The 20,236-nt window shown below is 69.9% G+C and carries 16 protein-coding genes and 1 pseudogene; 8 read left to right on the forward strand and 9 right to left on the reverse strand.

What is annotated here, in order from left to right:
• Positions 1-243: 243 nt before the first annotated feature.
• Positions 244-3,846, forward strand: a complete 3,603-nt coding sequence (locus tag ABCR94_RS15675; protein ID WP_347119910.1) for an NB-ARC domain-containing protein — start codon at positions 244-246, stop codon at positions 3,844-3,846.
• A gap of 357 nt (positions 3,847-4,203) precedes the next feature.
• On the forward strand, positions 4,204-5,082 hold the full coding sequence (locus tag ABCR94_RS15680; RefSeq protein ID WP_347119911.1) for an oxidoreductase: 879 nt from the start codon (positions 4,204-4,206) through the stop codon (positions 5,080-5,082).
• A 28-nt stretch (positions 5,083-5,110) separates the two neighbouring features.
• On the opposite strand, the gene ABCR94_RS15685 is transcribed toward ABCR94_RS15680, so the two are convergent.
• From ABCR94_RS15685 to ABCR94_RS15695, 3 genes are all read right to left on the reverse strand, one after another.
• Positions 5,111-5,605 (reverse strand): HIT family protein, encoded by a 495-nt coding sequence (locus ABCR94_RS15685; protein WP_347119912.1) that lies wholly within the window; start codon positions 5,603-5,605, stop codon positions 5,111-5,113.
• A gap of 127 nt (positions 5,606-5,732) precedes the next feature.
• Positions 5,733-5,882, reverse strand: a complete 150-nt coding sequence (locus ABCR94_RS15690; protein ID WP_347119913.1) for a hypothetical protein — start codon at positions 5,880-5,882, stop codon at positions 5,733-5,735.
• A complete protein-coding gene (locus ABCR94_RS15695) occupies positions 5,879-6,412 on the reverse strand; it encodes a GNAT family N-acetyltransferase (protein WP_347119914.1) in 534 nt (177 codons plus the stop codon). Before ABCR94_RS15695 ends, ABCR94_RS15690 begins: the two co-directional genes overlap by 4 nt.
• Positions 6,413-6,767: 355 nt before the next feature.
• Here ABCR94_RS15695 and ABCR94_RS15700 point away from each other — a divergent pair, with 355 nt between their 5' ends.
• The gene (locus ABCR94_RS15700) at positions 6,768-7,109 is read left to right on the forward strand and encodes a DUF5713 family protein (protein ID WP_347119915.1); all 342 of its coding nucleotides are present in this window, start codon (positions 6,768-6,770) and stop codon (positions 7,107-7,109) included.
• Between the two features lie 235 nt (positions 7,110-7,344).
• Here ABCR94_RS15700 and ABCR94_RS39070 read toward each other — a convergent pair.
• Positions 7,345-7,428: pseudogene (locus ABCR94_RS39070) on the reverse strand (MarR family transcriptional regulator); the annotation flags it as partial.
• A 460-nt stretch (positions 7,429-7,888) separates the two neighbouring features.
• Between ABCR94_RS39070 and ABCR94_RS15710 the strand changes: the two are divergent.
• Positions 7,889-8,482 (forward strand): hypothetical protein, encoded by a 594-nt coding sequence (locus ABCR94_RS15710; RefSeq protein ID WP_347119916.1) that lies wholly within the window; start codon positions 7,889-7,891, stop codon positions 8,480-8,482.
• A gap of 513 nt (positions 8,483-8,995) precedes the next feature.
• Positions 8,996-9,592, forward strand: coding sequence for a dihydrofolate reductase family protein (locus ABCR94_RS15715; RefSeq protein ID WP_347119917.1), 597 nt, complete (start codon positions 8,996-8,998; stop codon positions 9,590-9,592).
• A gap of 19 nt (positions 9,593-9,611) precedes the next feature.
• Here the strand turns inward: ABCR94_RS15715 and ligD are convergent, their stop codons facing one another.
• The 4 genes from ligD to ABCR94_RS15735 form a co-directional block, all read right to left on the reverse strand.
• Positions 9,612-10,565 carry a non-homologous end-joining DNA ligase gene (gene ligD, locus ABCR94_RS15720; protein ID WP_347119918.1) on the reverse strand — a complete coding sequence of 318 codons (954 nt, stop codon included), beginning with the start codon at positions 10,563-10,565 and terminating at the stop codon, positions 9,612-9,614.
• Positions 10,566-10,663: 98 nt separating this feature from the next.
• Positions 10,664-13,591, reverse strand: coding sequence for a helix-turn-helix transcriptional regulator (locus ABCR94_RS15725; RefSeq protein ID WP_347119919.1), 2,928 nt, complete (start codon positions 13,589-13,591; stop codon positions 10,664-10,666).
• A gap of 180 nt (positions 13,592-13,771) precedes the next feature.
• Positions 13,772-15,568: a S8 family serine peptidase gene (locus ABCR94_RS15730; protein ID WP_347119920.1), complete on the reverse strand. Its 1,797-nt coding sequence runs from the start codon at positions 15,566-15,568 to the stop codon at positions 13,772-13,774.
• 885 nt (positions 15,569-16,453) lie between these two features.
• The gene (locus ABCR94_RS15735; RefSeq protein WP_347119921.1) at positions 16,454-17,566 is read right to left on the reverse strand and encodes a hypothetical protein; all 1,113 of its coding nucleotides are present in this window, start codon (positions 17,564-17,566) and stop codon (positions 16,454-16,456) included.
• A gap of 23 nt (positions 17,567-17,589) precedes the next feature.
• Here ABCR94_RS15735 and ABCR94_RS15740 point away from each other — a divergent pair, with 23 nt between their 5' ends.
• The 3 genes from ABCR94_RS15740 to ABCR94_RS15745 all read left to right on the forward strand — a co-directional run bounded on the left by ABCR94_RS15740 (position 17,590) and on the right by ABCR94_RS15745 (position 19,519).
• Complete coding sequence (locus ABCR94_RS15740; protein ID WP_347119922.1) at positions 17,590-18,054, forward strand: polysaccharide lyase; 465 nt, start codon at positions 17,590-17,592, stop codon at positions 18,052-18,054.
• On the forward strand, positions 18,008-18,127 hold the full coding sequence (locus ABCR94_RS39075) for a polysaccharide lyase (protein WP_521977142.1): 120 nt from the start codon (positions 18,008-18,010) through the stop codon (positions 18,125-18,127). The genes ABCR94_RS15740 and ABCR94_RS39075 overlap by 47 nt, the downstream gene beginning before the upstream one ends.
• 204 nt (positions 18,128-18,331) lie before the next feature.
• Positions 18,332-19,519 (forward strand): D-alanyl-D-alanine carboxypeptidase family protein, encoded by a 1,188-nt coding sequence (locus ABCR94_RS15745; RefSeq protein WP_347119923.1) that lies wholly within the window; start codon positions 18,332-18,334, stop codon positions 19,517-19,519.
• Positions 19,520-19,637: 118 nt separating this feature from the next.
• On the opposite strand, the gene ABCR94_RS15750 is transcribed toward ABCR94_RS15745, so the two are convergent.
• A complete protein-coding gene (locus tag ABCR94_RS15750; RefSeq protein ID WP_347119924.1) occupies positions 19,638-20,201 on the reverse strand; it encodes an Lrp/AsnC family transcriptional regulator in 564 nt (187 codons plus the stop codon).
• Positions 20,202-20,236 lie beyond the last annotated feature (35 nt).

The raw sequence follows: 20,236 nt of genomic DNA on the forward strand, positions 1-20,236 counted from the left end.
GCGGGAAGCGGCAGTATCAGATCTGGAGCTCAATCAGCGGCTCCCGCTCGAATGGCTGGCCACGAACATCGACCGGGAGGCGAGCCACTACTTGTGGCCGACGCTTTGGAACCACTTGTCGCACCGGCCGTCGACCCGCCCTACAGCAAGCGCTCTCACCACGGCACAGCAATCGCCGACGAGCCGACCACCCACCAGGACAGTGCACTGCAAGCGGTAGCCTCCTGCGTCAGGGGGTGGGACATGCGGCGCGCAGTGAAGTCGGCGGCAGTATGCCTGGCGGCCGCGCTGACCGCCGTAGTCGCCGTGCTGGCTTCACTCGCAGCCAACGCCGCGACCGCGCAAGACCGTTGGCCGGGCGTCCTCGATGTACTCCGGGCCGACCCCTGGCCCTGGGTGGGCGCGCTCGGCGCCGGGGCCGTGGCGCTGTCCGTGATCGCGGCGCTGATCAGTGGCGGCCCCTCGGCATCCGCTCAGGACCCGCCCCCACCCGGCGCGCCCGCCGTCCCCGCCTGGGTGGTGGACCGCGCGGAGAGCCGCCTGGCCGTGGCCGCCGTGTGCGGACGCAGGGCCGAGGCGGTGGGCATCACCACCGCCCTGGAGGGTGCGGGCGGTTTCGGCAAGACCACGCTCGCCACGCTCGTCTGCGCACACCGGCGGGTACGGCGCCGGTTCCGGGGACGGGTCTATACGGTCACCATTGGCCGGGACGTACGGGGAAGGTCGGCGATCGCGGCCAAGGTGGCGGAGGCCACGGCCTTCATTACCGGGGACGCCACCGCCTTCGAGGACCCGGACCGGGCCGGTGAACATCTGGGGCGGCTGCTGGAACGGCGGCCACGAACTCTGCTCGTGCTGGACGATGTGTGGGAGCCCGAACAGCTGGCACCCTTCCTGCGGGGTGGCCGGAACTGCGTGCGGCTGGTGACAACACGGGTGCCGGACCTCCTGCCGGACGGCGCCGGGCGGGTTCGGGTGGACGAGATGTCTCCCGAGCAGGCCCGGTCGGTTCTCACCTGGGACCTGCCCGAGCTGCCGGACGAGACCGTGGCCGGTCTGCTGTGGGCCACCGGCCGATGGGCACTGCTGCTGCGGCTGACGAACCGCCTGATCACCCGGCAGATCGCCACCGGAGCCGATGCGGCGGTCGCCGCCCGGGCGGCCTTGGAAGGGCTACGGACAGAGGGCCCTGCCACCGGGGAGGCCCCGCCCCAGCCGCTCGACCTGGACGACCCCGCCCGCCGGTCCCGTGCCGTCCGGGCGACCATCGAGGCCGGCACCACTCTCCTCCCGGACGGCGGTGCCCGGCGCCTGGCGGAGCTGGCCGTGTTCGTGGAGGACGAATCCGTCCCCGTACCGATCGTCGTACACCTGTGGCAGGCCACGGGCGGCCTCGCCGAGGTGCAGGCACGAGACCTGTGCGCCCAGCTGGACCGCCTCTCCCTCGTCGCCCTCAGCCCGGAGGACGGCGGGCGGATCACTCTCCACGACGTACTCCGCGACTACCTGCGCGAGGAGTTGGGGGCAACCGAGCTGCAACGTCTGAACGCTGTCCTGGTGGACGCCGCCCTCCCGGCCGACTGGTTCGCCGTTGACCACGGCTACCTTCTGGACCACGTGATCGAACATCTGCTGGCCGCCGGGCAGACCGGCCGAGCCGAACAGATCGCAGGCGATATCCGCTGGGTCGAGGCACGCCTCCATCAGCGCGGCCCCACCGCCCCCTTGAGCGACCTCGCCCGTATCCCGACCGCCACCGCCACCGCGGCCGCCCTGGCCCGCGACCTCGCCCGCGTCGCCCACCTGCTCGCCCCCATGGAATCCGACAGGGTCCTGACCGCCGTCCTGCACAGTCGTCTGGCCGAACTCCCCCACTGGGACCGGCAGATCGCCGTTCGCCAGGCCGCGCACCCGGCCCTCCGCCCGCTGCTCGCCAACCACTGGCCGCTGCCCGACCTGCCGGACCCCGCACTGCTCCGCACCCTCACCGCCCCGCGAAAAGCGGTGCGGTCGGTGGCAATCGCACCGGACGGAACATGGGTGGCCACAGGCGACTCCGGCGGCGAAGTCGTCGTCCGAGACCCCGGGACAGGCGCCGTACTCGCGCGGGAGCGGGCCGGTCCGGGAATCGTCCGGGCCATGGTTCCCGGCCCTGACGGCAGTTCGCTGATCGTCGGTGTCGGCCGCTCCGTCCGTCGCCTCGACCCGCTCGGCCGACCCCCGGCCGAGACACTGTTCACCGCCCTTGGCCAGGTGCGGGATGTGGCAGCCGCACCTGACGGGAGCTGGTGCGCGGCGGCGGACGCGCGCGGGTTCGTGCACGTGGAGAACGGCACATCCGTCGTCACCCTGGGCCAGGAGCCCGGTTTCCTCAGCAGCGTGCGGGACCCGCTGCCTGTCGGGCCCGACGGCCGCCCGCCGCCGTCCGACGGGCCCGGCGACCAGGTTCACCAGTGGCATGCGGCGGCCTGGCGACCGCTGGCTGTCGCGTCGGGCGGTCGCCGACTGGCAACTGCCGGGCCCGGTAGCGGCGTTCGCCTGTGGGATACGGCTGCGCACACAACGGCGGCGCAGACGTTCGTGACCTCGGGCGCCGCGTGTGCCGTGGCCTTCTCCCCGGGTGAGGACTTCCTTGTCACCGCGGACATCGGCTGTGAAGTCCGCCGGTGGGACCTCGGCGACCAGGCCCCCATAAGGTCCCAGGAGTCCTCCACGCTCCTCACCCGCAACCCCGGCACCGTTACGGCGGTGGCCATCGCTCCTTGCGGCACTTGGTGCGCCGTGGGCAGCCAAGATGGGCTCGTGCGCTTGCTCGACCTGTCCGACGGACGCTGCCGTGCGGTGGTGACGGGGCACACGCATGCCGTCATCGACCTAGTCGTCGCCCCGGATGGCTCCTGGCTGGCCACGGTCGGCCGCGACGGCGTGGCAAGGCTGTGGGAGACCCCGCCCGAGCGGGAGGTGGCGCCGGTCGACACCCGAGCCTTGCCCGTAACAGCCGTGGCGTACACACCGGACGGGTCGCGCGTGGCCACGCTGGGCCACGCCGCCACTGTTCGGCTCTACGGGGCGGAGGACGGTGCCGCCTCTCCGACGCTCGAAAGCAACGAAGAGCTCTGGGCAGCGCACGGCGGGCAACGGTTGGCCTTCGCTCCCGACGGCTCCTGGCTGGCCAGCCCCGGGCCTTGGGGCACGATCGCTGTGTGGGACCTCGCCGCCGGGCGCGTCAAGGCCACTGGGGACGGCCACAGCGGCCTCGTGAACGGAGTGGCGGCAGCTCCGGACGGCTCCTGGCTGGCCAGCGCGGGCCATGACGGCACGGTACGGCTCTGGGACCCCGAATCGGGCGAGTCCCAGGCTGTCCTGACCTGCGACGGCCCGGTGTGCTCGGTCGTGGTGTCCCCGGACGCGGCCTGGCTGGCGAGCGGCGGCAGCGACGGGGCGGTAACCGTCTGGGACGTGGCCACTCTCACCCGGTCGACCCGGCTGACCGGCGGGAACGGCGCGGTGCTCGCACTGTCCGTCTCACCGGACGGATGCTGGCTCTTCGGCGCGGGCAGGGACGGGACCGTACACCTGTGGAACCCGCGGACCGGCGCCCATCGTGGCTTGCGCGCCGGCAGCGGCAGCCCGCTGCACGCGGTGGCCGCTTCCCCGGACGGACGCTGGATCGCCTCGGCGGGCGAGGACGCCACGGTACGAGTGTGGAACAGCGCCAACGGACAGGTGGTGGCCGCTCAGCGCACCGAGGGCCCGCTCCGGTCCTGCAGCTGGCGGCCGGACAGCAAGGGGCTCGCCGTCGGCGGCGACCGCGGTCTCTACGTCTACGAACTCCGGCCTGCCTGACGCCGATCGAAGCGAGGGCATGGAGGTGAGCGACCTGCTGGACTCAGTGAGGGCGGTCAGGGAATGGGACCAGGAGCATTCCGTCTCGTCTTAGTTGCTGAAGACTGTCGTGTGGCTGGAGGGTCTGGGTCGGGCAGGCGGCCCGGGTCGACATAGTCGGCGAGATAGATCATGGTTGCTTCGGGGTCCATGCCGAACGCGGCGGCAACCAAGCTTGGGGTCCATTGTGTTGACGAGGTCGAGCAACCGAGTGCAGCGGATCATGCGAGGTGGGAATCCGCAGGCGTCGAGGACGTGACTGACATAGGCGGTGGACGCCGTTCCCCTGCCGGCCTTGGTCTGGCGGGTCACCATCAGATGACCGGCGGCAGTTCGGGACTCGGCCTGGAGACGACACGGGCCCTCGTCGGCGCGGGAGCCCGCGTCGTCGTCCCCGCCCGGCGCCCCTCCACGGCCCACCAGGCGGTGGACGGGATCGGGGGAGTGGAGGTGGAGGAGCTGGACCTGGCGGACCTGGAGAGTGTGCGGGCCTTCAGCGAGCGGTTCCTCGCCACGAACCGCACCATCGACTTGATGATCAACAACGCTGGGATCATGGGCTGCCCGGAAACGCGGGTCGGTCCGGGCTGGGAGGCCCAGTTCGCCACCAATCACCTCGGTCACTACGCACTGGTGAACCGGTTGTGGCCGGCGATCGAGCGAGGAGGCGCACGAGTGGTGTCGGTGTCGTCCAACGGACACCAGCTCTCCGACATCCACTGGGACGACGTGCACTTCGAGCGTGATTACGACAAGTGGCAGGCGTACGGCCAGGCGAAATCGGCCAACGCTCTGTTTGCCCTGCACCTGGACACGCTGGGCCGCGACGCCGGAGTGAGGGCGTTCTCGGTGCACCCGGGCACGATCGCCACGCAGCTCGCCCGTCATATGTCCCAGCAGGAAGTGACAGACCTGGTGGAGATGATCAGCGCCAGTCCGACGAACGGCGGCTGGAAGACACCCGAGCAGGGCGCGGCCACCCAGGTGTGGGCAGCGACCTCCGCACAGCTGACCGGCGTGGGCGGCGTGTACTGCGAGGACTGTGACATAGCCGAGCCCGCCGACCCGGACACGGTGCTGGGAAGCGGAGTGAACGCCTGGGCCACCGACCCGGAGCGGGCCGCCCGACTCTGGACGCTCTCCGCCGAACTCACCGGGGTCGATGCCTTCGCCTCCCGCCCGGCGCGTCGGCGGTGAGAGCGGCCCGCGCCCGGCCCGGCAGCCCTCAGTTCAACCCGGTGGACGGTGTCCGGCGCAGCTGGTCGAGTTCGTCACCGATCGCCCCCCGCAGCGGGCCATGTTGGGGCCCGAGCGCGAACTGCTCGCTGGTCCATCTGTCACGCGGATAGAGCCACACCGGCAATCCCGCAAGACCCGGTGGCTCCCACTCGAACCGTGGCCACACATGTGCGTGCAGGAATCCGTCGGTGTTGCCGAGGATCTCCAGGTTGACCCGGCGGAAAGCGGAGTCCAGACGGCCACAGGCCCGCTCCACCGCTTCGCCCAGTGTGTCCATGTCGGACAGGAAGGAGCGCCGCTTCTCCCGTGGCAGATCCGACAGTCTCCGCACCTCGGGTTGATCCACCAGAAGCACCGAGTATCCCGGCAGGAACTGAACGTCCCCCATCACCGCGAACCCTGCGTCCAGGCGACGTAACACAGCTGGGTTTTCGCCCCTCAGTGCGCTCCCGATCCGGTCCGTACGCCAGTCAGTAGTCATCAGCGGAACGTATCGCGGGCCCAAGGCCGCCATGGAGCATCGGCAGGGCAGCGCCGCTCTGTCCTGTGATCGGGCCCGAGGGTGTGGGGGGCGAGGTCTTCTGCCCCTCACACCCTCCTGCCAGGAATCAGGCGGCGCTGCTACGGGCCCGAAGGACGTACGCGATCAGCTCCGGTGACGGGCCGCCGTACTCCTGCTGGATCTGCTCACTGTTCTCCTCCTGCATGTTGTAGAGCGAGTCACGAAGCCCCTCGTCCCCCACCGTGGAAAGCCTCAAGAAGCTCCCTTACCGGTCGCCAATCCCCGACGGCGGTGGGACCCGTCGAGGCTCACCCATGCGGTGACCTCGTCCCCGTCACGGGCGAATGGGACGCCCCTTGCGGTGAGGATGCGGTGGACGGCGGTGTTGCTCGCGGTCGTACTGACGAACATGGACGCGAATCCGGCTGTGCGTGCAAGGCCCAGGAGCTGTTCCAGGACGGTTCCCCCGACTCCGCCGCCGCGGTGGGAGCGTCCGATCCATACCCCGGCTTCGGCCGTGCCCGGCCTGTCCCGGAGCGGGCACAGGCGTGCTGCTCCCACCACCTGTTCGCCGACGACGATGACGTAGGTGCGCTCCTCCGGCTCCGCTGTCAGCGTCCTCGACCGGTGGAACCGTGAGAACGCCGCCTGTCGTACCGGGGTCCATCCCGCGGGCCCGGCAACCTTGGGCATCACGTCCTCGGGGTCGGCGTCGGCTGTCGCGGTGTCCAACAAACTTCTCAGCAGGGTCTCGTCGAGCGGCTGCAGGGTCACATCGAGGCGCATGATTCACATCCTGCCATCGCCGCGTCGCGAGAGGGTGAGCCGTCTCGGAATGAGCCGTCTTGGAGTGAGCCGTCGAACCGAGCGGGTCGGAGTGGATGGATCCGCGGAGCGAAAGGGTTGCCTCATGCGTACGACTGGCGCGCAGAACCGGTCGTACGTTTCCTGACCGGCATCGGCCAGGAACCGCACGAGGGTCGACGGTGGTCGCTCAGGGGCCGCGCTTCTACGGCCCCCTCCAGCCGTACTTCGACCGCACCTGGAAATTCGGAGACATCCAACCCGCATGAGCGGCGCGTTGTCAGTGGCGTGAGGCAGGATCGCACCACCAGTTCAGCGACGGGAACAGGGAGTTGCGGTGTCGGTCACAAGCCAGCAGGTGGCAGGTCATGTGTTTCTGCGAGGTCTGTACGCGGACGCGTACTTTCCGGATCATGTCCTCGACAAGGGCAAGGCGATTCTGCTGAGGCTGTGCGAGCGCATCGAGGCCGAGCAGCCGTCCGACCTGGCGGCGCTCTATGTGCTCACGGCAGTGGCGACGGAGGAATTCAACGCCCTGGAGGCGGAGTTCGAAGCAGCCGACAGTGGGATCGAGACCGTTGCACGGGAAGAGATAGCCGAGGACTTCTGGTTCGTGGCGTCGGCGTACGGGTTCGCGGAGGCGGACGTGGAAGTGCTGATCGCCGCTCGGGATTGGTGATGCAGTCGGCACCGTACGGCACCGCCGGGCGTCACTGAAGCGACCGGCTGTGCGCCGTCGCCGGCAAGGCCGAGCCGGCATTCGCTCCGTGCGGTTCGACTTGGCACCGGGCCTCGCACCGCGTCTCGCACCGAGTCTCGCTCCCTGATCCGGCCGGATCCAAACGACCCCCCTGGACGCCCAGCTCGTCACCGATGTTGGCGAGCATGGTGCGCAACACTTTCAGTGTGGCGACTTACTCTTCGTCGCTGATGCCCTGGTGGACCTCGGTGCGCAGACCAGTGGCCAGCTCGCGCAGTTGCATCCTTGCGGCTTCGCCGATGGGCTGCGAGGCCAGTATGTCGTCGGTGACGGCGGGATCGGCCGGCGCTCGGTCGGTGGTGTCGGTGGTGTCGGCGGTCTGAGGGGCCTTGGGCGTGCAATATCTCTCTGGTGTTCGGGTGTTAGCCCGAAAGTAGCTCCGAGCCGCCACACACGCACATGCGAGGCCCGAGTCGGACGACGTACGGGCGCCGGTCAACATCGGCGGCGTGGCACACTGGCCCAAGGGTCGGATAACCGCTGACCAGCCCAGACGTTGGTAGTCATCCGCCACACACCGTGGGCCGACTGCTGTCGGGACCAGACCCTGCGGACGGTCTCAAGCGCCAGTCGCCGTGAGCCCCACGAGACAACTCCTCGATGGAACTCATCTACAGGATCCGTCCTCAGCATTCTGTGAACAGCGGGATTGTGGGTAGCATCCGCCACCAACAGAGATCCGAGGCAAAGGAGCCGCCATGTCCGACAAGACACAGACCCTGCAAACCCAGTACGCCCAGCAGGTCGCCGCCGACCTGAAGCGAAACGTGAGTGAGCAGGAGCGCGTCAACGCAGAGATTGCCTCGCTGCAGAATCGGCTTGAGGTGCTCAAGCGGGACGGTGAACTGCTGGGAGGCATGCAGTCGGCCCTGGGAGGCATTGCCGCCCCGGCAGCGAAGCCCACCAAGACAGCAGCTGTGCCGAAGGCGCGACGCGCCAAGGGCAGTGTGAGTGCCGACGCCAGCAAGAGCCCCAAGAACACCAAGAAGTCGGTGAAGGCGAACACCGAGGCGCCGACCCGTGGCGCGACTCCGTCCCTGCGTGAAGTCGTCGTTACGTTGCTGGGGCAGCACCATGAGCCGCGTTCGGCAGCCGAAGTGTCCGCCGAACTGGCGAAGGCGCAGCCGGAGCGCGCGGTGAACGTCACGCTGGTACGCAATGCCCTCGAAGCTTCGGTCGCCAAGAACCAGAGCACGCGTACCAAGCAGGGAAAGTTCGTGTACTACACGGCTCTCCAGGAAGATTCGGCAACGGCACAGGCGGGTGTGGCGAAGAGCGACGCGAACGCGTAGCCGAGGCCTGACACGTATTGCTCCTCCGGCGTGGCTGAGCAGTGCCAACTCTTGGCGCTTCTTGCCCAGGCCGGGTGGCATGGGGCGAGAGTGGTCGCGGCCATGGGGTTCCGTACCGTCGCCCCGTACGGAGGCCGACCAGGCTGACCAGACCGACTGGGATCACCCTGCCCATCGAACCGCGCTTCCTGTGCGGCGCTGGCAGGCCGCGCCGAAATGGCCGCGGCCATGTTCGGACGGTGTGGCATCCAGGTCGGCCGAAGCCTGTCCGCTGAGTACGTGTGGTGAGTGCTCCAGGTTTACCCGTGTGGCTCCCGCTGACGCGTGACCCGTGTGACGCAGGTTGCCTACCGTGTGCGTGCCGCTGGAGTGGTCCCGCCGTGCGGTCTGCGCCATTGTTGCGTCATGGGTGAGCGCGATGACTTCTGGAAGGTACGGGAGTCTCCATTGCCGTAAGCCGTAAGCCGTAAGCCGTAAGCCGTAAGCCGTAAGCGAGGAAGAGGGGCGGGTCTCATGCGGATCGTCATCAGTGAGTTCATCAGCTTGGACGGTGTCGTGCAGGCGCCGGGCGGGCCCGGAGAGGACACCGAGGGTGGGTTTTCCCATGGTGGCTGGTCGCACCCGTTCTTCGACCCGGAGGTGGTGGGCGGTGCCTTCGACGAGGTGGTGAGCGCGGCGGGGGCGCTGCTGTTCGGGCGCCGGACGTGGCAGTCGATGGCCGCGGCGTGGCCCGAGCGGGCCGGTGACCCCTTCGCCGACCGGATGAACAGCCTCCCGAAGTACGTCGTGTCCCAGACGCTGGGCGACGACAAGCTGACGTGGGACAACACCACGCGCATCCCCGGGGACGAGGCTGTTGCCCGCATCCGGGAGTTGCACGGCGCCGACGGCGGTGACTTGGTGGTCATGGGAAGCCCCACCCTCGTACGTACGCTCCTGCGCGAAGGCCTGGTCGACGAGCTGCGGTTGATGATCATGCCGGTGCTCCTGGGCGGCGGCAAGACGATCTTCCCGGACGACGGTGGGCTGCGCACCCTTGAGTTGGTCGCGACGGTCACCAGCTCCACGGGCGTGCAGGTGTGTACGTACCGGCCGGTCCCTGCGGGGTAGGTCCGTGGCCCCGTCCTGGTCAGTCGGTGTCTTCCGCGGCCAGGTCGGGGCGCAGCCGGTGCCATGAGGGGTGGCGCAGAAGCCCGGCCCTGGTCCGGGTGGCATAGCTGACTTCGCCCACCAGCCGCGGCAGCACCCAGTGCGCGCCCGCGACCGGCGGCTCGGTGCTGAAGGGGCAGTAGTCGACGGCGGCCACCCGCAACAGGTCGGCGATGACCGCGCGTTCATGTTCGCTCCACCCCGTCCCCACGCTCCCGATGTACCGCAGCGCACCCTCCTCGCGCCGCCCCAGGAGCAGGGCTCCGAAGAGCCCGGTGAGCCGGCCGCGGCCGGGGACCCAGCCGCCGACGATCGCGTCCGCCGTCACGATATTGCGGACCTTGATCCAGTTCCGGGAGCGCACCCCAGGGACGTAGACGGAGTCGAGCCGTTTGCAGATCAGGCCCTCCAGGCCGTGTTCCCGGCTTGCTTCGAGTGCCTGCGCGCCGTGTCCGACGAGCGCGGTCGGTGTCGACCAGTGCGCCCCTGAGAGCCCGAGACTCTCCAAGTGCCGGCGGCGCTCGGCATACGGCAGGTGCATGAGGCTCTCGCCGCGCAGGTGCAGGGCGTCGAACAGGATCAGGTGGGCCGGGTCCTCGCGTGCCAGTCGGGCGGCTTTCGCCGGGTTTCCGGACAGGCCCATCCGGGACTGCAGCAGTTCGAAGTCGCTGCGCCCCTCCTGGTCAAGGGCGACGATCTCCCCGTCCAGAACCCCGGACACCTCTTCGCCGAGGACGGCTCCCAGGGCATGGAGCTCGGGATAGGCGGCCGTGATGTCCGCACCCGACCGGGCACGCAGCAGCACCGAGCCGTCGCCCGGCAGATACAGCAGGGCCCGCTGGCCGTCCTGCTTGACTTCGTACGCCCACCCCTCCTGAGCGGTGGGCAGAGCGCCCGGTGTCGCGAGCATCGGAGCGATCCGAGGGAGTGTCATGACACCACTCTCACCGGGCAGGTCGGTCTTCCCGTGACGACGCCCCAGGGAACACAATCTGTCCCTGCCCCGCCTCTTCACCTGGGCGGGACGGGGAATCAGCCGGCCGCAGGGTTCTCCGTGGCGGTCGGCGTCGTCCGGTGGCTCGGCCAGGCCGTCAGGGCGGTCGCGAGCTGGGCGCGCGAGCGGACGTCCAGCTTCTGGTAGATGCGGGTCAGCCTGGCCTCGACCGTCTTGACACTCAAGTACAGCTTCGACGCCGCTTCCTGATTGCTGGCGCCCTGTCCGACCAGCCGCGCGAGGCGCAGTTCCGCGTCCGTGAGGGAGGGCAGGATGTCACCGCGGGCCGGGGCGGGTTCGGTCGTACGCGAGGACGTTTCCGTGGTCAGTCCCAGCCAGGGGAGCGCGCCCGCTCGTTCGAAGACGGCGGCCGCCGCCTGCAACGCGCCCTGTGCGGCCGACCGTCTGCGCCGGCGGCGCTCCACGCGGGCGAGTGCGACCAGCGCCCGGCCGCCCTCCAATGGCAGACCGGCCAGGGCGAAACTCTCCGCCGTGCGCGCGAGGAGGACCGCCGCTTCGTCCGCCTTCCCTGCCGCGGCCAGGCACAGGGCGTACGCCCTGTCACAGCCGAGGAGTACCGTGCTGCGGCCCAGGCGTTCGGCGACCGGCCGTACGCCGTCGAGCAGGGCCACGGCTTCCTTCGGGGTGTCGTTCGCCAGCAGGGCCTCTGCCAGTTCCTCGTGCCACCGCAGCACCGAGGGGTCAACGGTCGACTGGGCGCGCTCGTCGGCCTGGACGCGGCGCAGGCTTTCCAGGGCCGAGGCCACGTCTCCATTGATCAGCTGGACCCGGCCGAGGGCGTACAGGCCGCGGGAGAGGAAGACGTGGTCGCCCTCCTCCTCGGAGGCCCGGACACTGCGCCGGGCGTAGCTCGTGGCGCGCTGGAAGCTGCCGCCGGCGGTTTCCGCGAGCGCCAGGGCGTACCAGGCGGGCCCGGGGGAGAGGCCGGCCTCCAGCGTCAGCGCGAGCGACCGGCCGGCGTGCGTGAGTGCCGCGGCGCACTGCCCCTGGCGGGATTCGATTTCCGCGAGCGTGCTGAGCAGTTCGATGGAGTCCTCCACCGGGCCGCGGCGCTCGACCAGCGGCAGCAGCGCGTTGAGCTGATCGCGGGCGTCGGTGAGCCGGCCGTCGAACATGGCGTGGCGGATCGTCAGTATCTGCGCGTCGTTGTGGATGCCCAGCGGGCGTTCGGACACTTCAAGGGCCCGTGCCTCGGCCAGTACCCGCTCCGCGTGCGGCGAGCCGAGGACCCGGTCCATGCGTGCTTGCAGGGTCAGGGCCCTCGCGGCGGTCCTGCGGTCGCCCATCGAGTCGGCGAGCGTGGCGGATTCCACAGCGGCGGTTCGGGCGCGTACCGGGTCGCCGTCGGCCAGGACGTACTTCACCGCGAGGCGCAGCGATACGGCCGCGCGCAGCAACGTATCGCCTTCGGAGTCCTCCATGGCGTGTACGTAGATCTCGTCGAGGTTGCACAGCCCCTGGCCCGCCGTGTCGAGCACCGCGAGCCGCGCGCGGACGCGGTCGGCCGGGGCCGCGTCCCGGGCCAGCAGGTCGGTGGCCGCGCGCATGGTCAGGTCCGCGCGGGCGGCGCGGGCCGCCTCCTCGGCCGCCTCGACGAGCCGGGCTATCCGCTTGGCGCCATGCTGCACGGGGGTGGACTCGGCGGCGAGCAGGGCGAGTTCGGCGGCCAGGGCGCTGTTGCCGCGGCGCCGCGCTGTGTCGGCGGACGCGGCGACCTCGGTGGCCAGCGCCTCGGCGGGGATGTCGGTGGCCAGCGCCCGGTGGCGTACCGCTTCGACCGGGTCGTCCACGACCTGGGCGAGCGCCGCGTGCCCCGCGCTGCGCTCGGTCCAGCCGGCGTCGTGCACGAGCGTGGACGGCAGCACTCCGGCGGTGAAGGCGACCTTCCCGTCCTCGTCGAGGGAGACCAGATGCGCGCGTTCGGCGGCGGCGAGGTCGGCCTCGGCGGAGGGGCGGCCCGCGCGGCGTATCAGCGCGGTCGTGGGGCGCAGCGCCAGTGCGGCCAGCAGCAGTGTGGCGCGTACGTCGGGGGATACGGCGCCCAGGAGCTGGCGGGCGAGGTCACGGGCCCGTCCGGACAGGGACAGCGTCTCGGCGTGGTGCACTGGGGTCCGTGCGTCGGCGATGGACCGGCCGACGGCCAGCGCCAGCCGCGGATTGCCGCCGCTGGCCTTGTGGATGCGCCCGGCCATCCGGGACGGCAGCCGGTGGTGGATGAGCAGTTCGGCGATCTGGTCGGCCTGCAGGGGTGGCACGAACAGCACGTCGGCCTCGGAGGGCACCCAGAGGGGCACAGGGCCGGCCGGGCCGGTGCGTGGCGTACAGCCGTGGGGAGGGTCCGATCCGTACGCCGCCGGGGTTTCCACGGCGATCACGCGCAGCGCGGGCGGCGCCAGGTGCAGAGCGAAACGCAGCAGGTCGGCGCTGGTCTCGTCGATGTGCTGCACGCTGTCGACAACCAGCAGGACCGGGTCGCGCGCGGCGAGGGTGCGCAGGATCTGGGCGAGGGCGAGCCGCAGGGCGATGGGGTCCCAGCCGTCGGCGGGTATGGGCGCCTCACGGCACAGCATGGCGACGGCGGTGCGCTGCGGTCCTGGCAGCCCGCCGAGGATGTCGTACGTTCCGGGGCCGCCGGGTTCTCCCGGTCCGCCGGGACGACTGTGGGCTGTGCCCGGCGAGGGCCAGGACACACAGGCGGCGACGGATGCGACGAGGGCGGCCGCGGCCGCACCCGGTATGTCGCGGTCGGCGGGGAGTGTGGCGAGCCAGATCACCGACTCGCCGAGGGATTCGGCGTGCGCCGCGGAGGCCAGGGCGAGCTCGGTCTTGCCTACCCCGGCGGGGCCGGTCAGCAGGGCCCGGCCGCGGGTGTGCAGGACGCGGTCGAGCCGTCCGAGAAGCTCCGTGCGTCCGACGGGCGCGGGTCTGTACACCGCCGACGTCACGACCCCACCACCACCTTCCGGCGTGCGCGAGCCCTCTGCCCGTGCGAGCAGAGAATACGAAGTCGGCAGCCGCCGTCCAGGCCGACCATCCGGCATATGGACAGACCTGGTGCGGGGCGCGCCCGCGGAATAGCCGCGGACGACGCCCCTGAACAGCAGTAATGCGATTCACCAACTGTCTCAGAAGGTGAGATTCCAGCTGTCGATGTAGCCGGTGTCACCTGATGCCACATCGCGCACCTGGAGCTTCCAGGTGCCGTTGGCGACCTCGCTGGACGCGTCGACCGTGTACGTGGAGAGCACGTTGTCGGCGCTGTCCGAGGACGACGAGGCCTTCAGGTTGCGGACGGTGCCGTCCGGAGCGACCAGGTCGACGACCAGGTCCCCGCGGTAGGTGTGCTTGATGTCCACGTCGACCTTGAGGGCGGCGGGGGCGTTGCCGGCGCGGCCGGTCACTGCGACGGACGACGTGACGGTCGCGTTGTCGCCGATCGTCACGTCGTCCGCGTTGGCGAAGGTGGCGCCGCCGGGGGCGGTGGTGCCGGTGACGGCGTTCACGGTCTTCGTCGTGTCGGCGATACCGGAGCCGCAGCCGCCGGTGCAGGTGCCGGGCACGGGCCGGGCGTTGCTCTTGATCGCGGACTCGATGTCGGCCGGGGTGAGGGTGCTCTTGGCGGACTTCAGCAGCGCGGCGAGCCCGGCGATGTGCGGGGCGGCCATCGAAGTGCCCTGGTAGGGCTTGTAGTTCTCACCGGACTGCGTGGTGGTGCCGGAGTTCAGCGTCGAGAGAATGCCGTTCTCGGGGGTGGTGACGGTACCGGGCGTGTCCGTGGCGCGGCGGGTCTCGCCACCGGGCGCCGCGACATCGACGATGGTGCCGTAGTTCGAGTAGAAGGAGCGGTTGCCTTCACGGCTGGTCGACGCCACGTTGATGATGTTGTTGCAGTTGGCGGGCGTGAAGCCGGAGGCATTGGTGTTGTTGTTGCCCGCTGCGACGACCACGGTGGTGCCGCGCGAGACGGCACCGTTGATGGCGTTCTGATAGACGCTGGGGCAGGTGGCGCTGGGGCCGCCAAGGCTCAGGTTGATGACCTTGGCCGGGGTCGCGTTCGCGGTGACACCGGGGACACTGCCGCCGGAGGCCCAGGTGATGGCCTCGGCGATGTCCGAGGAGGAGCCGCCGCACTTGCCGAGGACACGCACGGGCTGGATCTTCGCGTTGTACGCGATACCGGCGATGCCCTTGGTGTTGTTGGCCGTGGCGCCGATGGTGCCGGCGACATGCGTACCGTGCCAGGAGGAGTTGCTCGCCTTGGAGGTCGCGCCGCACTCGCCGTCGGTGGCGTTCCAGTCGCCCTCGTCCTTGGCGTTGTTGTCACGGCCGTTGCCGTCACGGGCGTCCGCCGACGCGGAGATGAAGTCGTACCCGGCGACGACCTTGTCGGCCAGGTCCGTGTGGGTGGCGTAACCCGTGTCGATGACGGCGACGGTGACGCCGGTGCCGGTGGTCTTGTCCCAGGCGCCGGGGACGTTCATGCCGCCGGTGGTCTCGAACAGGTCCCACTGCTTGGCGTAGTCGGTGTCGTTCGGGGTGACGGCCAGCGGGTAGGCGCGGATGTCGGGCTCCGCGGACGCGACCGAGGTGTCGGCACGGAAGGCGTCGATGACCTCGCCCAGGTCCTTCTTGGACGCCTCGCCGCCCAGGTCGACCAGGGCGGCGCCGCCGGCGAGGCGGCGCTCGAACGACAGGTCCTCGCCGGTTGCCCTGCCCTTGGCGTCCGCGTCGCTCTTGGCTGCGGTGTTGGAACCGGCCTCGGCGGCCTTGGACTTGTAGGTGACGATGACCTTCTCGACGGGCGCGGCCGCCGGCGGGGACATCGACTGCGAAGCCGGAACGGGCTGAGGGGAGGGGCCCGCGGCGGCGGACGCCACGGATGACGTGGCAACGAGCCCGGCGATCGTGGCACTTGCGGCCACGGCGGATATGAGTCTCCGCCTGGAACCGTTCAAGGTGTTCCCTTTCATGACGTACGTACGTGCGGAGCGAAGGCGGCGGCGCGACAACCGCGAGTGGTGTGGGGCCACGTGTACGCGGTTGCTGGGCCGGGTGAGCCCGAGCGCCGCCGCCGGCGCTACGACCCTGGTCAAGGCCGTCCCCGGCATACCCGCCCCTTGCATGGACCTGACATTCGAGAGTCAGGCGCCAGGATCTGGGATTCGGAATTCGCCGGTGCGGCAGACAGTAGGGAACGGCGAGATGAACTCGATACGGGGAAAACCCTTGTCACCCCCGCGAGGGCCGGGCGGGGCTTCGGAAAGGGGAGCGGTATGGGGAGCGGTATGGGCGCGCCGTGCGGCGGAAGGCGGCCCGCGTCGAGTACGTAGGCCCGAGAATGTCCCGAGTACGTAGAGTGGTCGGCTGGTCGGCCGCATGCCCGCAACGCCGTACGCCTGCCACGCTGCACGCTGGACGGGTGATCGTTCCCGTTGCCCCGGAACAACGCCAAGTACAGCTTGTCCCATGGGTATGACAGCTCAGGAGACCGCGCCCCGCAGGCCATCCACCACCCGAGCCAAGAACGACCTTTCGGCACTGCGGGAGCGTCGTCGGCTTCGCAAGCAGTGGGGCCTGGCAACCCACCAGGTCGCGGGAGCCTTCGGTGTGACACCTGCGACGGTGTGCTCCTGGGAAGCCGGTCGCACCGCCCCGACCGGCCGCCGCCGGACGGCGTACCCAACGGTTCCTCCAAGGCCTCGCCCAGCACGAGCAGCCCCCTGCACAGCTCCTTACAGTGCCGGCCACGCGCCCGGCCTTCAGCTGGAACTCACCGTGGCGAGCTACCGGACTTTGGGGTGTGGTGGTCAGAGCGCCGGGCTGCGCCGGGTCACTTTGCCTTTTCCGTCCGCGTGGAGCGAGGCCCCACCGCCGGGTCCGGTCACGGTGATCCGGATCGTGAGGGAGCCGGTGAAATGGTCGGCGCTGAGCTGCCAGGTCTGCGGTGAGCGGACGCCGAGGGTGGTTCTGGCTTCCTTGACCAGGGCGGGAATGCGCTCGTACGGCAAGGATCCCGGGTCGAACTGCGGCGCCGGGACATCGGTGGGGGCCAACACCACTGTCATCAGCTGTTCTTGGACGACGACGGACAGCGCCGGACGCTTGCCCTTGCTCTGGGCCTGCGGCTGGGCTTCTGTCAGGGACTCGACCGCCTGGCGCAATTCGCCCCGGTCGAGCAGTGACTGGTTCGGCCCGACGGTGACTGTGGCCATCCCCGACGACGAGGTCACCGAGGTGGACGACGTCGAGGAGACGGAGGGTTTCGCGGAATCGGGCGGCTGCGTGGCGCTCTCCGGGCCGAGCAGATCCGCGCGGAACGCCAGGGTCAGGGCGGCTGCGCCGAGCAGCAGTCCAATGAGACCGATGGCCCCGAACGCGCAGCCCTCAGGCGGGCGTTGCGCCACGGTGGACTCGGATGCGGAGTCGATACGCGCCTCGGCCGCCCGACGCTCCCATTCCGGCTTCGGCCGCTCGACTATCCGTACCCGCCACGGTCGGTCCGGCGGGTACTCGACGACCAGAACGTCGCGCGGCCGGTAGTGGGGGACATCAACCAGGTTGATGCTCTGGGTGATGTCTGCGCGATAGGCCGGGGCGTCGTCCGGCGCGACCGAGAGAATGAACTGGATGGGTATGTCAGCCGATTCGCCCCCGATGGCGCGCAGGCTCTCGATCATCGCGAGCGCCGTACGGGGCGTGACGGCTGCCTCTCGGGCGCGCCGCGGCCTACCGCTGATGAAGAGGAGCGCGCCGTAAATCACGGGCAGGCCCATGCCCGTGAGGAACAGCGGCACGCTCTCGATGACGCCGCCGACGACAAGAGCGGCCAGTGATGTGCCGATCACGCCACCGGTGAGGAACCCTCGCGCGAGGGCGACCGGACCGTTGTGGGTGGGCCGCGCGCTCTGGGTGATCGTCATGCGAGCGATTGTGTCCCGTGCGGATGACCGCCGGAAGACCTTTCTACCAGAACCTGGACAAGAACGGTCACGGTGACCTGCGGAACGCCACCACGCTCTACCTGCGCTACGACATCCGGTTCCCCGCCGGTTTCGACTACGGCAAGGGCGGCAAGCTGCCCGGCCTGTACGGCGGCAACCCGGGCGAGGCCAGCGGCGGCAACCATGGCAACGCATGGTCCACCCGCTTCATGTTCCGCAACGGCAACAAGGGCGAGGTCTACGTCTACACCCCTGACGGTGACGGTTATGGCAAGGACATAGGCCTCGGCTCCTGGAGCTTCTCGCCCGACAACAAGACCCACACCATCCAGCAGTCGGTGAACCGCTCCACAGGCAAGATCACGGTCTGGTACGACAACCAGCAGGTCCTGTCGCAGAACGGCGCCGGGCATCGGCGGCATTCCTTTCAAGAGTGTCTTCTTCTCCACCTTCTTCGGCGGCCATGACACGAGCTGGGGCCCCGACCACGACGAACACGCGTACTTCTCCAACTTCGCCGTGGGCACGAGCAAGTTCTGAAACCACGCCCGGGTGGCAATACGGCCGGTTTCCCCGCGCGTAGCGGGCGGGGAAACCGGGGAGGGAACCGGCGCCCGGGAGCAGAGGCAGGGGACCGGCCGCCGGTGGAATTGGGCCATCGGGCGGAGCCGGCCACCGGCCTGGATACGGCCGGTCGGAGCAGGCGACACTGCGCCGGACCGCGTCCCTTCCTACGCTGGCTGAATGATCATCAGAGTTTCTGTTCGCGGGGTGATTTCCGGCGCGGCTGCCCTCGCCATCGGTGCGCTGGGCACCCTCGCGCCGACGGCCGCAGCCGTCCCACAGGCCGATCCGCTGCCGCCGCAGCCCGTGTCCGCCGACCTGTCACCACTCCACCGTCCGGGAACCCATGTGCGGCAACACCGCGGGGTCCCCCCGCTTCCGGGTGATGTGTCCGCCCTGTCGTGGCTGGTGGCCGACGCCCGCACGGGTGAGGTTCTCGCCGCTCACCAGGCCCACCGCCGACTGCCGCCGGCCAGCACTCTCAAGACTCTCTTCGCTGTCACCGCACTGCCTCGGCTGGCCGGCAGAACCCTGCACACGGTCACCGAAGCCGAACTTGCCGGAGTGGGGGAGGGCAGCAGCCTGGTGGGCGTCGCCCCGGGCAACACCTACCGTGTGGCGGACCTGTGGCGCGGTGTCTTCCTGAGTTCCGGCAACGACGCCGTCCATGTACTGGCAGAAATGAACGGCGGCTGGAGGGCCACGGCCCGTCAGATGCAGTCCAGGGCCCGCGCCCTGGGCGCACACGATACGAAGGTGATGTCCCCGGACGGCTACGACACCCCGGGCCAGGTCTCCTCCGCGTACGACCTGGCGGTCTTCGGCCGAGCCGGGCTCGCGAACCCCCAGTTCGCCCAGTACGCGGCGACCGTTGACGCTCCGTTTCCCGGCGGGACCCGCAGCGACGGAACACCCACCTGGACGTACGGCATCCAAAGCACCAACCGGCTGCTGACCGGAGCGGGCGGGGTCGGACGCTACCCCGGGCTGATCGGCGTCAAGAACGGCTACACCTCCGGCGCGGGCAACACCTTGATCGCCGCCGCCCGCCGCGGCGGGCGCACTCTGCTGGTCACGGTGATGAACCCTCAGCGGGGCGGAGGGTACGAGGTGTACGAGAACGCACGCTCCCTCCTCGACTGGGGCTTCGCCGCCGCCGGACTAGTGGAGCCCGTGGGCTCTCTCGCGCCGCCGACTCCGGTGCGCAAGGCTCCACAGCCTGGGCCGGAGCCCGTGGCGCAGGCAGCCGTACTGCCTGAGAACCCCGGCTCCGGGATGCCGTACGCCTTGCTCGGTGCCGTCGTCGGCGCGGCATGTCTTGCGGCAGTGGTCATTGTGCGGGGTCGGCGCGGACGCAGCCTGCGCTGACCGGATTTGCTGACCGGATTCGCGGACCGGCCGGACCAGGGTGCGCAGTCATGATCAGAGTCGTGCCCGGTGCTGTCGTCTCGACGCCACCGGGCACGACCATGGACGTGGTGCGCGGTCAGAGCCGGCCGCCGGGCAGCGGACTCTCGCAGCACAGCACACCGTCTAAGCGAGTGGCCGCATGACCTTGCGTCCCACGGGGTGACGTCAGCACGATCGAGGTCGTCGTCGAGCCCAGCGCGGACACCGCGTCCAGGAGCTCCTCCAGATGCGCCGTACTGCTCACGCCCACCTTCAGCATCCAGCAGTCCTCACCCACGATGTGGTGCGCCTCCAGGATTTCGGGGCGGTCCACGAGTTCCTTCGTGCGCGGGTGACGCAGTGAATACCCCGCATGCGGGGCCACCCGGATGAACGCCTGAATGCCGTAGCCGAGCCGCTCCGGGCTGACCCGCGCGTGGTAGCCGGTGATCGTGCCGCTGCTTTCCAGGCGCTTGATCCGCTCACCGACCGCGGCGGGGCTGAGGCTCACCCGCCGGCCCAGCTCGCTGAGTGTGATCCGGCCCTCCTCCTGGAGGAGTTCGAGGAGCTGGATGTCCACCGTGTCGAGACCCGCTGAGGATTCGTGGGCGATCCCGCGCAGATGCCGAGGTTCTTTCGGTGCGGCTGCCGAAGCTCCCATGATCTCCCCTTCATTGCTCCGGGCTGAACCGTAAC

Source organism: Streptomyces changchenzhani, assembly GCF_039766235.1.
Classification (GTDB): domain Bacteria; phylum Actinomycetota; class Actinomycetes; order Streptomycetales; family Streptomycetaceae; genus Streptomyces.

Bases quoted from the DNA above. Each gene is read 5' to 3' on its own strand.
- ABCR94_RS15735 (WP_347119921.1), bottom strand. From the start codon at position 17,566: ATGACGATCACCCAGAGCGCGCGGCCCACCCACAACGGTCCGGTCGCC.
- ABCR94_RS15745 (WP_347119923.1), top strand. From the start codon at position 18,332: ATGATCATCAGAGTTTCTGTTCGCGGGGTGATTTCCGGCGCGGCTGCC.
- ABCR94_RS15685 (WP_347119912.1), bottom strand. From the start codon at position 5,605: ATGACTACTGACTGGCGTACGGACCGGATCGGGAGCGCACTGAGGGGC.
- ABCR94_RS15710 (WP_347119916.1), top strand. From the start codon at position 7,889: ATGTCCGACAAGACACAGACCCTGCAAACCCAGTACGCCCAGCAGGTC.
- ligD (WP_347119918.1), bottom strand. From the start codon at position 10,565: ATGACACTCCCTCGGATCGCTCCGATGCTCGCGACACCGGGCGCTCTG.
- ABCR94_RS15695 (WP_347119914.1), bottom strand. From the start codon at position 6,412: ATGCGCCTCGATGTGACCCTGCAGCCGCTCGACGAGACCCTGCTGAGA.
- ABCR94_RS15740 (WP_347119922.1), top strand. From the start codon at position 17,590: ATGACCGCCGGAAGACCTTTCTACCAGAACCTGGACAAGAACGGTCAC.
- ABCR94_RS15715 (WP_347119917.1), top strand. From the start codon at position 8,996: ATGCGGATCGTCATCAGTGAGTTCATCAGCTTGGACGGTGTCGTGCAG.
- ABCR94_RS15750 (WP_347119924.1), bottom strand. From the start codon at position 20,201: ATGGGAGCTTCGGCAGCCGCACCGAAAGAACCTCGGCATCTGCGCGGG.
- ABCR94_RS15680 (WP_347119911.1), top strand. From the start codon at position 4,204: ATGACCGGCGGCAGTTCGGGACTCGGCCTGGAGACGACACGGGCCCTC.
- ABCR94_RS15675 (WP_347119910.1), top strand. From the start codon at position 244: ATGCGGCGCGCAGTGAAGTCGGCGGCAGTATGCCTGGCGGCCGCGCTG.